The organism is Laribacter hongkongensis DSM 14985, from assembly GCF_000423285.1.
GTDB classification, from domain to species: Bacteria; Pseudomonadota; Gammaproteobacteria; order Burkholderiales; family Aquaspirillaceae; genus Laribacter; species Laribacter hongkongensis.
In genome coordinates this window covers 245,791-257,753 of sequence record NZ_AUHR01000004.1, presented here as the reverse complement: position 1 = coordinate 257,753, position 11,963 = coordinate 245,791, and the positions used below count along the sequence as shown (strand labels likewise).

Genomic DNA, 11,963 nt, shown 5'->3' with positions numbered 1-11,963 from the left:
ATCCTGCCCGGACCGTGCGGGTGCTGACGGTCATGCTGGCAGAGGAGTACTGACCGGGAACGGAGAGGCCGGTCGTGTGTCCGGTTTCCGTGTTCCGGTTTGGTTCATGTGTGTTGTGTTGCGACGTCGCCCGGTCCGGCCCTGTGCCTGCCGGGCGATGTGCGTTTGAGGAGGAAGGAATCATGCGTTCACGTCATGGGCAGGCCCGTCGTCTGGCTTCGACCGTGGGGCTGGACCGTCAGGCCTGGCTGGCGATCCGCCAGCGGGGCATCGGTTCGTCGGATGCGGCAGCGGCCGTCGGCCTGTCGCCGTACAAAAGCCCGCTGACCCTGTGGCTGGAGAAGACCGGCCGGCAATTGCCGGAGGATGTGTCCGGCAAGGAGGCAGTGGTCTGGGGCACGGTGCTGGAACCGGTGCTGGCCCGGGTGTATGCCGAACGCACCGGACGCCGGATACGCCGGGTCAATGCGGTGCTGCAGCATCCCGGACATGCCTTCATGCTGGCCAACCTTGACCGCGAGGTCGTCGGGGAGGCGGCCGGACCGGGCGTGCTGGAGATCAAGATCGCCGGCTGGCACAGTGCACCGCAGTGGGAGGACGGCATCCCGGTGGCGTACCAGTGTCAGGTGCTACACCAGTTGGCGGTAACCGGCCACGCCTGGGCTGATGTGGCAGTGCTGGTCGGCGGACAGGACTTCCGGATCTGGCGGGTGGAACGGGACGAAGCGAAGATCGTCGACCTGATCAGGCGCGAAGCCGCGTTCTGGCAGGCGGTGACGGAGGATGTCCGCCCGGAACCGGACGGTTCGGACGACGCCGGCCGGGCGCCAGCAGTGGCCGGGGATCTATCGTGCCCTGCGCACGGGCAAGAACGTGTCCGTCACGATCGGCAACCGTACCTATCCGGTGCCAAGCCGTGATGCAGCCAGGGTCATCGACCCCTGGGGCAGTAAGGATTTCTCCTGCCGTCCGTAAGTTGTCCTCTTCAAGCAAGGCTGGTCCAGCGCCACTCCATCCCCCCGAACCCCATTCTGCCCGTTGGCGGGGTGGGTTTTTTAAGGCGGCACATACAGGAGATTCATCATGCAACGAGGCACCACCTCATCATGCCCCGGCGGGGCTATGCCCATCACGGCCTCTACCTTGGATAAGGCCAGATCATCCACTACGTCCCCCGGCAAGGGGTCAGGGTCGTGTCACTGGGTACGTTCAGCCGGGGCCGGAATTGTACGGTCCGGTTCCACCGGACGCGCCGCTACGGCACCGAAGCCAGCATTTCCCGCGCCCGCCAGCGGCTGCACGAGTACCGTTACCACCTGCTGTTCAACAACTGCGAGCACTTCGTGACCTGGTGCATCAGGGGACGGCCAAAAGCCGGCAGGTAAGCATGGCTGCAACGACACTGGGTTCGGCAGCCTTGTCGGTACGGGTCCTGCCGTTGCTGTGCCCGTCACGTCGGCCGGATCCGCTCCTGACCGCTCCGGGGCAGTTCCTGGCCCGGTATGCGGTATCAGGCCGGGGGCTGTCCGGGCCGGCGTGGCTGAATCACACCTAGCTGACAAGGACAGGTTCACCCGGGTAGCTGGTCATGGCAGCCGGACAGGCGCCGGATCATGCCATACGCATACCCAGATGACCATGAAAAGAAAAGAGCATTACGGCATATCCTTCCACCCGGACCGGGTGGAGGGGAGGCAACACGTTTCTTTTTTGGGCACGGACAACCCGCACGGCGTCCGGGGACGTCCCGGACAGGCTACGACCAGCCACTCCGTGATGGCATACCTGGTGGCATACCAAAAACAGTGAAAAAAGAAAAAGCCCTGACTAATCAGGGCCTTGACTTTGTGTACTGGCGGAGAAAGAGGGAATAACGGGAACCCCCATATACCACCGCATACAAACCATTGATTTGAATGGAAATTGCGTCAGATTTGTTAAGAAACATATCCATATTGGCCGCGTAAAAAGCCGAACAGTCACGAGGTCAACGCGAAGATTCTGGGACCACGATGGGGCACTAGTCAATGGCCGTTGGCTGTTCATACGACCGATTCTGTAGCTTAAATAATAGGCAGCAATCCCGCGCTAGAAGTTGGGGGTAGTTATGTCTCCCATCCCCTGCCGAGCCTGTGGATAACATAGAATTTGGTTATAACTTCAATAATAGCAAGTGTTGAAACTCCCCTCCCAGACACCCTCAGCGAGATACCTTCAAGGCTACCCCATGCCGCCTTACAACCCGCCTCCCTTGGGGTCGTCATTCCTGCGGGGGGCACCTCCACGGCCACCATGAGAGCGCCTTTAGGGAACAGCGAGCGCTTCTCTCTTCCTGCTGTCTGTCCCCGTGCAGGGCACCCCTGAAGGCCCCCTACGGGGGGACTGACAGCATTCGACTTCATGAGGATGGGTTTTCAGATTTTTCTGCTATTTTTTAGAGGCTGAGTTCGCCTCTCATCCTCAAGGGAGCCATCCAGTGCAACATATGCAGTTCCCAAGGGAGGGGAGACATTGAGAGCTGGGGGCAAACTCAATGTCTCCCCGTTGGGATGCCCTAGCGGGGCCCCTTGAGTAGCCGTAGCAGGCCATGAATCTACGGCAGACTAATCACGGAACCGCTTGAGGAGTTTCCCGATACGGCCCCTAAAAGAGCCTCAGCATCAATCAGTTCACCAAACCATCATCGTCATGGTCAGCAAGTGACAACGGTTCTATATGTGTGGTTACATGGGCATGTGGAATAATCTTTCTAATGTCGGATTCAACTCGTTCGCTCCATTCATGCCCGAGGACTATAGACCAATGGTCCGGCACGAGCAGATGGAGGTTGATAAATGCACGCCCCCCGGCTTCACGGGTCTGTAGCGCATGATATTCAATCTGATGCGAGCGATAACTCAATAGCAGTTGGCGGATTTGCTCCAGTTTGTCGTCTGGTAAAGATGTATCCATCAAGCCATTTACAGAGCGAGAAATAAGACGATACCCCGTCCAGACGATATTGGCGGCAACGATCAGGGCAACTACCGGGTCAAGCCAAAGCCAACCTGTTAACCAGACCAGCCCCACTCCGCTGATAACTGCCACCGAAGTCCATACGTCAGTAAGCAGGTGATGAGCGTCCGCCTCCAAGGTAATTGAGTTGTGCCTTCTTCCGGCCTTTAAGAGAATCATGGCTGTCGCTGCGTTCGCAATCGAAGCAACAACGGAGACCAAGAGACCAAATCCCACTGCCTCCAAGGGGCTTGGATTAAGGAGTCTTTCAATCGCTGCATATCCGATGCTAATAGCTGCGACAATAATCAAGAATCCCTCAAAGGCGCTTGAGAAGTATTCTGCCTTGCTGTGCCCGAATGCATGATCTTCATCGGCAGGCCGCTCTGCGACAGTCAACATCCAGAGCGCCATTAATGCTCCTGCGAGGTTGACCAGTGACTCGATGGCATCCGAGAGCAACCCCACCGAACCTGTGAGTTGCCATGCAACGCCCTTTAGTATGATCGTTACAATAGCTGTAGCAATCGACAACCAAGCGTAGATCGTCAATGACTTTGGTTTATTGTTCATGTTGGATGAACATCCGATAGGCTAGGTTTGTAGACTTTCGTCAGGAGTGCTTTTTTGTGGAGAGGCAGAATGATTGTGTGTGTTTTCTAGGCACTCAATTACTGACAACCGTATTGGCAATCTTCAGACGTAACACATGCTGCTCTTGTAGTGCATTCAGCCACAGGCTGTTCCGTCATCAATCTATTTCTTGGTCGGGTTCCTCAATGTGTTCCAGCATGTCGGAAAGCATCCGTGAAATATGCCTATCGGACGCGAAATAGAACACCTGTTTACCTTGCCGGTCTGCTGTAACTATTCGAGCGGCACGAAGAAGCCTGAGGTGGTGGCTGACGAGTGATTGGCTGAGGTCCAAAGAGCTTGCAATATCGTTTACCGCAATAGGCTGCTTAAAGCAGCACAACACGATACGCAGGCGGGTTATGTCTCCCAGCAAGCGAAACAGGTCCGCCAGTTCGGCTACAGGGGCTTCTGAAGGAGTGGACATAAACCAATAAACAAATTAACAGGTGTTCAGATGATAGGTATGTGCATGTGTTTGGTCAAGGGAGAACGTATTCATTGGTAGAGTGATGGACTGTGAGGCAGGTCCTTTGGGTTGCCCCTTGAGGGAAACTCACGGAGCTGGGATACCATGATGATGGAGGGAACCCTTGTTGATGGATACCTCAATGATGGTCATCCCCATGATGGGATTCATTCTCCTCAGAGGCACCTTTGAGTCATGGACTTCATGAGTGATGAAGATGCAGCTTCAATATGGTCATGACTTTGATCTGGTCTGATCGGCCCCTTTAAGGTGTGCCCCTCGGGCATCTGCCGGGTATTTCATTTCAGCTCTGGTCTCCTTGGTAAGTGTGGTGTCTGTATATGTGTAACCCTGGGTCTCCCCTAATGTGTTACTTAATTTCCTTGCATAAACCACTGGTCGTTTTACGGACTGTCAAGATGATTTGAGAAATAAATATTCATCAGAATACCGTTGACAGTTTCCGTTTCGTCCAGGTTTAACTTGGAAGGCCCTTTAATATAGGTGGCCGAAACTCACTATTGATTCGCAAATCAAGATAGCTAAGGACTAATGCTAGTGACAACTACCCTGCGGCACCTCCCCAGCGGCATCCATTTCCATATGACGAACAATCCATTCATGCAGGGCCGTTGAGGCAACCCTCAGGACCGCTGCAATCTTCCGGGCATGTCTGTCGGGGCATTGGAAGGCTTCCGCTATGGTGGTCGTAGAGATGGCCGGGAGGTGCGCCAACAGGGTGAACAAACGGGCCTTGCCGAGTGGCCGGGAGTTGCCGCCAAGGTCAAGCCGGGTGGCTCCCGTAATCACATCATCAAGGGCAGCCCGGAATGGCCCCGGAGCATCCCGCATGAAGTCCGTGAAGTTGAGATATTGGGACAAGTGTTCGGCAACAAGGGAATTGTCGTAGACCCTGGAAGGGCGACCTGTTGCAGTGATTGGTAGCAGCTTTACTGCTGAGTTGGCGTAGTAAGCGGTGGTGGTAGCGATGGCAGGCATGGGTGGCAATGTCTCCTGTAATGACTGTTTGTTTCGGATGACGGTAACGAGGGACACATGGAGTCGGAGCATTGCGGTACTCGCCATCCTTGTATCTAAGGTGTTACCTAAAACAAACGGGCATCAAGGCCACTACAGGCTGCTACAGGGAGACATTGCGGTTCAGGCTAGGGGATGTGCCAAGACTGAGTTACGTGCGTTAGACAGGCTTTTATGCGGATTGCTGAAGGTTTGCGCTGTGAGGTTGCCCCGAAACCCACTTGGAGCGGTCGCGCCTTCTTCAAGGACCCCGGCAGTCGTGCCGAAGCGGCTAACCGCAGGGCTAACCGCAAGGATGCCGTAGCGATGAAACGAGGCAGCCACTGGTGCCAGCAGCGTAGCTGTGACCCTCAGCAGCAGCGTAGCTGTAACCAGCAGTAGTAACGCCACCACCACCACCAAAACACCAAGGGAACTGAACACCATGATGACTACCGCAACCGTAACCAAGACCACCCTGACTTCCGTAACCCTCAAGCCGGCCCCGATCATTGACATGGGGAATATCAAGCTGCCGCAGGTGACCTACAAGGGCCAGCCTGTTCTGACCGCTCGGGCTATCGCTGAGGCGCTAGGCACTAAAACCCCGGTAATTGGCAAGGCATTCCGCCGCAACAAGGATCAATACACGGATGGAGTGCATTACTTTCACCTCACAGCCGCTGAAGCCCGTGCCCTCGGATTTCCGGTCAACGGACAAAAGAGTGAGGTACAAATTGTACCTCTCGATTTTTTCCACTATTCCGGTACGGGCCTTGTCCTCTTCACCCGCAGGGGCCTCGCCAAGCTCTCGAAGTCCGTAGGAACGCCCGAGGCGTGGGCCATGATGGACACTTTCATTGACGCCTATTTCACCCTTGAAGGCATCGCTACAGGCTCCCTGTCCACCCGCGAAGAGGCCGCCCAGAAGGCACATGAGGTGGTCGCCAAGGGCACATCACTGCTGCCCGGCATCGACCTCCAACTAGCCGGCAAGAACGCTCCCAAGGCCTTTGAGTCGCCCTTGCATGAGGCTGAGTCCCTACTCAAGGCTGCCCTTGTGAGCATGGGCAGGGCCATTGGCTCCAACAACATGCTGGAGCGCCAGAAGGAAGAGTTGGAAGGGCAACTTCGGGCAGCCTCAATGGGCCATGCGGGGACCGCTGCGCTGTGACAGCTTCGCTGCTGAAGAGAAGGTTCGCAAACTCGCCCGAGAGCGTGACGAACTGCGGACAAGGGGCTAGCCGAATGTCAGCTCCTTTGGTGCGCTACGTTTGTTTTTAATACGACCAAGGCGGCAATTATAGTTGGGCTATGCTGTTAAAGGTTCTATTGTCAGCCCAAAATTTTCTTTAATTGGTATCGCCTGCTTGAATGATATGTTTCTATTTTTTAGCATCTCCATGATAGCTTGTTTTTTTTCATTCAATACTCCTATACCAAAAATTATTTCTTTTATGGCTTCGGGGGCATGCGTATACATTCCATATCCAACCCAAGTACAATCTCCATTGATATCTGGGCTTGCTGGAACCATGATGCGACATTCATTTTCATGCTGAAATGCCGTGGATTTTGTTGCGTACATTTTTTGAATTTCCCGGTCGTCGTTATTTAGCAGCCCATATTCTCTTATGGGCTCCATCTTTCCGCTGCAATACTGAACATCGAAAACATATCTGTAGCGAGGGGAGTATTCGTTAGGGTTTGGTTTTAATGGTTTTAAGGAATGCAATAGCATCTTTAGGTCGTAGCCAATTGATACGCCTTTTAGACCATCTCCGTAATATGCCCACATAGGCAAGTTGTCAGCAAATTTGCATAAGCAAAGCATGCCTGATTCATTAATATTTCGATGTAAAATTTCGCCAAATGCTGTTCTGCTTAAAATTTTTGATGAGTCAAATGGATCGTTAAAGGTGGACGGGGCAGGTATGTATATCTGATTCAGCGTTATGGATTCATAAAGCCGGTCGTTTATTTCTCTGTACTTGTATACGGTACTTGGCAGGTCTAAGTCAGTAGGGACAGGGCTGACGTCCTGCAAGTTGAGGTCATTAATGATCGGCATCGTATGGGATTTTGTTTGTGAGTATTTCTGATTGATTGTAACGTTACATTAATATCAGGCCTCAATCGAGTGCTGTTTCGTTAGTCTGTGTATAGGTGCATATTCGTCATTGCCAATGGCAGCCAAGTGCCCATCCCTACCAGGGAACATTCAGGTGCACATCACCATGCACGGGGCACAAAGGGCAGCAAAGTGGCCTCTATGCTGTCAGCGGCACCTCGCAGCACTTGGTACGCCTTCGCCTAGCCCTGCCCGTAGGACATGGCAACCGAACTGGATGATGCCGGAGCGTGTCCTGCGAGGTAGTCCAGCAGGTCTCTAGGGACCGCTGCGGCCCCTCCTGAAACGAGACCATACGGATGGCCCATTCGCCCCTGTCAGGCGTCAGGAAAGAAGTCCCATACACCAGCCTTGGGATGGCATCCCTCAGCACTTTGACGCCATAGCGTTTCCCGTAGCGGCCACTGGTAATGTCATCAATCTCATGGCCGACAACCTCCTTGATCATCGCCTCATAGACTTCCCTCTGTTTACACCTGTCCATGAAGGAATGGCGCAGACCGTGGTAAGACTTGCTTTTGCTGATGGACTTCAGGAATTTGGCATTGACCAGCTTCCCCGCTGAATTCGAGTAAGACTCTTCGGCTTCCCTGAAAGTCAGCCTCGGAAAGACCCGCTCAGGGTCCCCATTGGCCTCAACTTCTTTCATGAAGGCCCGAAGCATGGCCTCGGGGAAACCTAACGGGATGACTCGGCGGGCCGCTCGGGTTTTCAGGCGCTGGTCAGGGTGTTTGTCATCAATCCGCAGGGCAACAATACCGTCCTCGGTGATCTGGATATCGTCCTTGTGAAGCTGGGCAACCTCATTCAGGCGGGCACCTGTGTAGACCCCGATACGAATCATCCATTTGGTCGTGTAGTCGGCCTCTCCGGCTTTCTTCAGGATGACCTGCAATTCTTCATCACTCCAACGCTCACGCTGCTCATGGTCTGCCACCTTCTCGGACTTGCCGATCTGGGGATGCAGGCGCACCGCCGGGTTGTGATAGTGAACCGGCAGCCTCCCCCTCTGGGTCTCATAGGCCCACTTGAAGAATGCCCCGACCTTGCCTAGCTGTTTGTTCATCGTGGCCTGACTTGCCGCCCCTGTGAGGTACTTATCACGCCACGCCAAGAGGTCATCACGGGTAACGTCGCACAGGTTCCTGTAAGGCCCGATTCGCTGGGCAAGCTCGGGATACCAGGTGCGATACTCACTCATTGTCTTGGGTGCGAGCTTCCCGGCTTCCTTCTCTCCAAGGAATGCCATTACGGCCTCTTGAACGGTGTATGCGGGCACTTCAGGGACGGTTGGCTCAACTACCTCAGGCAAGGCAGACAGCCGCTCTACGGCCTTTGCGGCTGCCTCTGCGGCCCTCTCGGAATGCAGTCGTTCCTTGAGTTGACGGAAAGGCCCCCAGTTCCCCCGCAGTACCTCAGCCTTCGCCCGGTTGGCCTCCGAGCGCCTGTGCAGGCCCTTGCGTAATTCAAGGTCACGTACCGCACCAATATCGCTCAGATCAAGATCAATCGTATTCGCAGCCCATTCGAGGGTTTCCGCAATGTTGCCGACCTCGGGTATCAAGTCCTCATGGAAATCAAACAGCTTTCCCTCAGCGATGCATTCGCTCTCAAAATGCTCAAGGTCTCTCAGGATGCTCTCACGCATTTTCTCGCTGCTGCCCAACTTGATTCCCCTTCTTTTCAAACGGATAGCGAGTATATCAACCTTTGCTGATATATGACGCACGAAGGCCGCCTGATCCCTTTTGCCGGGAATCCTCTTGAGGGAAAACGCCAAGTCTGCCCCTCCGAGGCAGTTGGGCAACTTGACACGCATCATGGGAGACTTACTACCGGAACTACTGTGTGTGGACCCTTGCCGTATGTGAGCCATGCTGTCAGTGCTACCTGTCAGGCTGACGCATGCCGGCCCCACACGAACACGAAACTGTGGGACCAACGTGGGACTTTTGTGGGACCAATGTGGGACTCAGGCCCCATCCAGGCAAACAAAAAGCCCCTGACTGTTTCCAATCAAGGGCTTGGTGTTCTGTGGCGGAGAAAGAGGGATTCGAACCCTCGATACGGGTTTTAGCCCGTATGCTCCCTTAGCAGGGGAGTGCCTTCGACCTCTCGGCCATTTCTCCGTCGAGAGACGCGAAATATACGGAAACACGGAAAAACCGTCAACAGTATATTGACGCTGCAATTTCACCAGACAGGCAATCCACTGATGCAAAAAAGAAAAACCGCACGGCTTTCGTGCGGTTTTCTTTCAGGCAAGGAACCGTCAGGCCTGATCCAGCCCGAAAGCCTTGTGCAGCACCCGGACAGCCAGCTCCAGATACTTCTCGTCGATCAGCACCGACACCTTGATTTCGGAAGTCGAGATCAGCTGGATGTTGATGCCTTCTTCCGCGAGGGTACGGAACATGGTGCTGGCAATGCCGCAATGCGAACGCATACCCACCCCGACGATCGACACCTTGGCAATCTTGTCATCACCATTGATGTCAGCCGCACCCAGATGGCCTTGCAGGTCACGCAGGATCGACAGCGCCTTCTGGTACTCGCCACGCGGTACGGTAAACGAGAAATCGGTCGTGCCGTTGTCACCCACGTTCTGGATGATCATGTCGACTTCGATGTTGGCATCCGAAATCGGCCCCAGAATCTGATAGGCAATGCCCGGCTTGTCCGGCACACCCTTCACATTGATGCGAGCTTCGTTACGGTCGAACGCAATACCGGCGACGACGGCCTTTTCCATATTCTCATCTTCCTCAAACGTGATCAGCGTACCCTCGCCTTCCTCTTCAAACGAGGACAGCACACGCAGGCGCACCTTGTACTTGCCGGCAAACTCCACCGAGCGGATCTGCAATACCTTGGAACCCAGCGACGCCAGTTCCAGCATTTCCTCAAAGGTGATGGTTTTCAGGCGGCGGGCGTTTTCCACCACGCGCGGGTCGGTGGTGTAGACCCCGTCCACATCGGTGTAGATCTGGCACTCGTCCGCCTTCAGCGCCGCAGCAATCGCCACGGCCGACGTGTCGGAGCCACCACGCCCCAGCGTGGTGATGTTGCCGTCCTCGTCGATGCCCTGGAAGCCGGCCACGACCAGCACCCGGCCAGCATTCAGGTCGGTACGCATCCGGCCTTCGGCAATCGACTGGATACGCGCCTTGGTAAACGAATTGTCCGTCAGCATCGGCATCTGCCAACCGGTGTAGCTGACAGCGTCCACACCGATTTCCTTCAATGCCATGGTCAGCAGGGCAATGGTGACCTGCTCGCCGGTCGACGCAATGACGTCAAGCTCGCGCGGATCGGGGGATGACTGGATGTCGCGGGCCAGACCAAGAAGACGGTTGGTTTCTCCGCTCATCGCCGATACGACGATGACCAGATCATGACCTTGCGCCTTCCACTTGGCGACGCGGCGGGCGACGTTCTTGATGCGCTCTGTCGAGCCCACCGACGTACCGCCGTACTTCTGAACGATGAGTGCCATGTTGCTGTAGGAAAGTTGGGTAAGAGAAAACGAAAATCGTCCGGGATTCTTACCACATCAACCAGCAAAATGATAGCGGCGTAAACCGTTTACAGCCGCGCCTTCCGGCGCATCTAGCCAAAGTGGAAACCGGCCGGGAACCCGGCGGATTCACGTTGTGAGCTGCAAGCCCATGAAGGTCAAGGCATTAGCCCGTCACCAGACGACCGGCCCCGGCGTAAACCACCGCCCGCTCACCCCGTACGAAACCCGCCAGCGTCAGGCCCGCCGCGTGTGCCAGATCCACCGCCAGTGCCGTCGGTGCCGAGATGGCCGCCAGCAGCTCGACCCCCACCTCGGCAACTTTGTGAACCATTTCGTAGCTGGCACGACTGGTCACGATCACGAATCCGTCGCTCCATCCCTGTCGCGCCCGCATACCGATCAGCTTGTCGAGCGCCACATGCCGCCCGACATCTTCGCGCACGGCAAGGATCTGCCCGTCCGGGGTACACCATGCTGCGGCATGTGTGGCGCCGGTTTCCCGCGCCAGCACCTGGCAGGCCGGCAGGCCGGCCATCGCCGCCTGCAATGCTCCCTGACTGATCTTCAGTTGCCGGGGAACCGGCCTGACCGGGCGGATGGCCTGCTGCAGGCTCTCCACACCGCACAGTCCGCAACCGGTACGCCCGCTCAGCTGCCGGCGCCGGTCCTTCAGCGCACTGAAACACCCGGCAGCCAGCTCGATCCGTACCTCAATGCCGCTCACCACCGGCACCACCTCGATGTCATACAAGGCCGTCAGGTCCGGAACGATGCCCTCGCTCAGACTGAATCCGGTCGCGAAGTCCTCCAGATCCTCCGGAGTGCACATCATGACCGCATGCGAAATACCGTTGAAGACCAGTGCCACCGGCACCTCGGCCGCCACGGTGTCCTGCTCGTCCACCAGCAGGCCATCACGCAGCCGCACCACGTCAAGTCTCTGCGCCGGTGCCATCGACACCTCTCCGGCGACAGGCACCGGACAACCGGAAAAAGGAAAATTCTGCATGTGTGCAGTCTACTCCGTTCTGTCCTGCTGCCGGGGTGCCAGGCCAACGGAGACAGTTCATTCGACCTGGCTGAAATTCTTCTTTACGACCTTCAGCCATAAAAGGGCGCAGGAACAGTCGAAAAAACCACCTTCCGGCTTTGGCATGCGCCACGCAGTCCGATACCATTCCGGTTAGCTGCCCGAACTG

11 protein-coding genes and 1 tRNA gene are annotated in these 11,963 nt (G+C 55.8%); 3 read left to right on the top strand and 9 right to left on the bottom strand.

Annotation, left to right across the window (positions count from 1 at the left end; all coding sequences use genetic code 11):
• The first annotated feature begins 182 nt into the window (after positions 1-182).
• Both G542_RS16065 and G542_RS16060 read left to right on the top strand, forming a co-directional pair.
• Complete coding sequence (locus tag G542_RS16065) at positions 183-920, top strand: YqaJ viral recombinase family nuclease (RefSeq protein WP_081666755.1); 738 nt, start codon at positions 183-185, stop codon at positions 918-920.
• A gap of 237 nt (positions 921-1,157) precedes the next feature.
• Positions 1,158-1,385: a lecithin retinol acyltransferase family protein gene (locus G542_RS16060; RefSeq protein WP_081666754.1), complete on the top strand. Its 228-nt coding sequence runs from the start codon at positions 1,158-1,160 to the stop codon at positions 1,383-1,385.
• A gap of 1,279 nt (positions 1,386-2,664) precedes the next feature.
• Here G542_RS16060 and G542_RS16055 read toward each other — a convergent pair.
• The 4 genes from G542_RS16055 to G542_RS18450 all read right to left on the bottom strand — a co-directional run bounded on the left by G542_RS16055 (position 2,665) and on the right by G542_RS18450 (position 5,560).
• Positions 2,665-3,567 carry a cation diffusion facilitator family transporter gene (locus tag G542_RS16055; protein WP_034985100.1) on the bottom strand — a complete coding sequence of 301 codons (903 nt, stop codon included), beginning with the start codon at positions 3,565-3,567 and terminating at the stop codon, positions 2,665-2,667.
• A gap of 178 nt (positions 3,568-3,745) precedes the next feature.
• A complete protein-coding gene (locus G542_RS0105790) occupies positions 3,746-4,054 on the bottom strand; it encodes an ArsR/SmtB family transcription factor (protein WP_027823638.1) in 309 nt (102 codons plus the stop codon).
• A gap of 597 nt (positions 4,055-4,651) precedes the next feature.
• Positions 4,652-5,095, bottom strand: coding sequence for a hypothetical protein (locus G542_RS0105785; RefSeq protein ID WP_155826619.1), 444 nt, complete (start codon positions 5,093-5,095; stop codon positions 4,652-4,654).
• A gap of 162 nt (positions 5,096-5,257) precedes the next feature.
• Entirely contained in the window at positions 5,258-5,560 is a 303-nt protein-coding gene (locus G542_RS18450) for a hypothetical protein (RefSeq protein WP_155826618.1), read from the bottom strand.
• On the opposite strand from G542_RS18450, the gene G542_RS0105775 reads away from it, so the two are divergent.
• The gene (locus G542_RS0105775; RefSeq protein WP_081666753.1) at positions 5,559-6,287 is read left to right on the top strand and encodes an ORF6N domain-containing protein; all 729 of its coding nucleotides are present in this window, start codon (positions 5,559-5,561) and stop codon (positions 6,285-6,287) included. The genes G542_RS18450 and G542_RS0105775 overlap by 2 nt on opposite strands.
• Positions 6,288-6,425: 138 nt before the next feature.
• Here G542_RS0105775 and G542_RS17880 read toward each other — a convergent pair whose 3' ends face one another.
• The 5 genes from G542_RS17880 to fdhD form a co-directional block, all read right to left on the bottom strand.
• Positions 6,426-7,184 carry a DUF2971 domain-containing protein gene (locus G542_RS17880; protein ID WP_081666752.1) on the bottom strand — a complete coding sequence of 253 codons (759 nt, stop codon included), beginning with the start codon at positions 7,182-7,184 and terminating at the stop codon, positions 6,426-6,428.
• Positions 7,185-7,383: 199 nt separating this feature from the next.
• A complete protein-coding gene (locus G542_RS0105770; protein ID WP_162142337.1) occupies positions 7,384-9,024 on the bottom strand; it encodes a site-specific integrase in 1,641 nt (546 codons plus the stop codon).
• 255 nt (positions 9,025-9,279) lie between these two features.
• Positions 9,280-9,373, bottom strand: a tRNA-Ser gene (locus G542_RS0105765).
• Positions 9,374-9,516: 143 nt separating this feature from the next.
• On the bottom strand, positions 9,517-10,740 hold the full coding sequence (locus G542_RS0105760) for an aspartate kinase (protein WP_012696291.1): 1,224 nt from the start codon (positions 10,738-10,740) through the stop codon (positions 9,517-9,519).
• 187 nt (positions 10,741-10,927) lie between these two features.
• A complete protein-coding gene (gene fdhD / locus G542_RS0105755; protein ID WP_081666750.1) occupies positions 10,928-11,773 on the bottom strand; it encodes a formate dehydrogenase accessory sulfurtransferase FdhD in 846 nt (281 codons plus the stop codon).
• Positions 11,774-11,963 lie beyond the last annotated feature (190 nt).

What these genes read in the sequence shown, in the direction of transcription:
- G542_RS16055 (WP_034985100.1), bottom strand. Translation starts at nt 3,567, where the DNA reads ATGAACAATAAACCAAAGTCATTGACGATCTACGCTTGGTTGTCGATT.
- G542_RS0105790 (WP_027823638.1), bottom strand. Translation starts at nt 4,054, where the DNA reads ATGTCCACTCCTTCAGAAGCCCCTGTAGCCGAACTGGCGGACCTGTTT.
- G542_RS16065 (WP_081666755.1), top strand. Translation starts at nt 183, where the DNA reads ATGCGTTCACGTCATGGGCAGGCCCGTCGTCTGGCTTCGACCGTGGGG.
- G542_RS18450 (WP_155826618.1), bottom strand. Translation starts at nt 5,560, where the DNA reads ATGGTGTTCAGTTCCCTTGGTGTTTTGGTGGTGGTGGTGGCGTTACTA.
- G542_RS0105785 (WP_155826619.1), bottom strand. Translation starts at nt 5,095, where the DNA reads ATGCCTGCCATCGCTACCACCACCGCTTACTACGCCAACTCAGCAGTA.
- G542_RS0105760 (WP_012696291.1), bottom strand. Translation starts at nt 10,740, where the DNA reads ATGGCACTCATCGTTCAGAAGTACGGCGGTACGTCGGTGGGCTCGACA.
- G542_RS0105775 (WP_081666753.1), top strand. Translation starts at nt 5,559, where the DNA reads ATGATGACTACCGCAACCGTAACCAAGACCACCCTGACTTCCGTAACC.
- fdhD (WP_081666750.1), bottom strand. Translation starts at nt 11,773, where the DNA reads ATGCAGAATTTTCCTTTTTCCGGTTGTCCGGTGCCTGTCGCCGGAGAG.
- G542_RS17880 (WP_081666752.1), bottom strand. Translation starts at nt 7,184, where the DNA reads ATGCCGATCATTAATGACCTCAACTTGCAGGACGTCAGCCCTGTCCCT.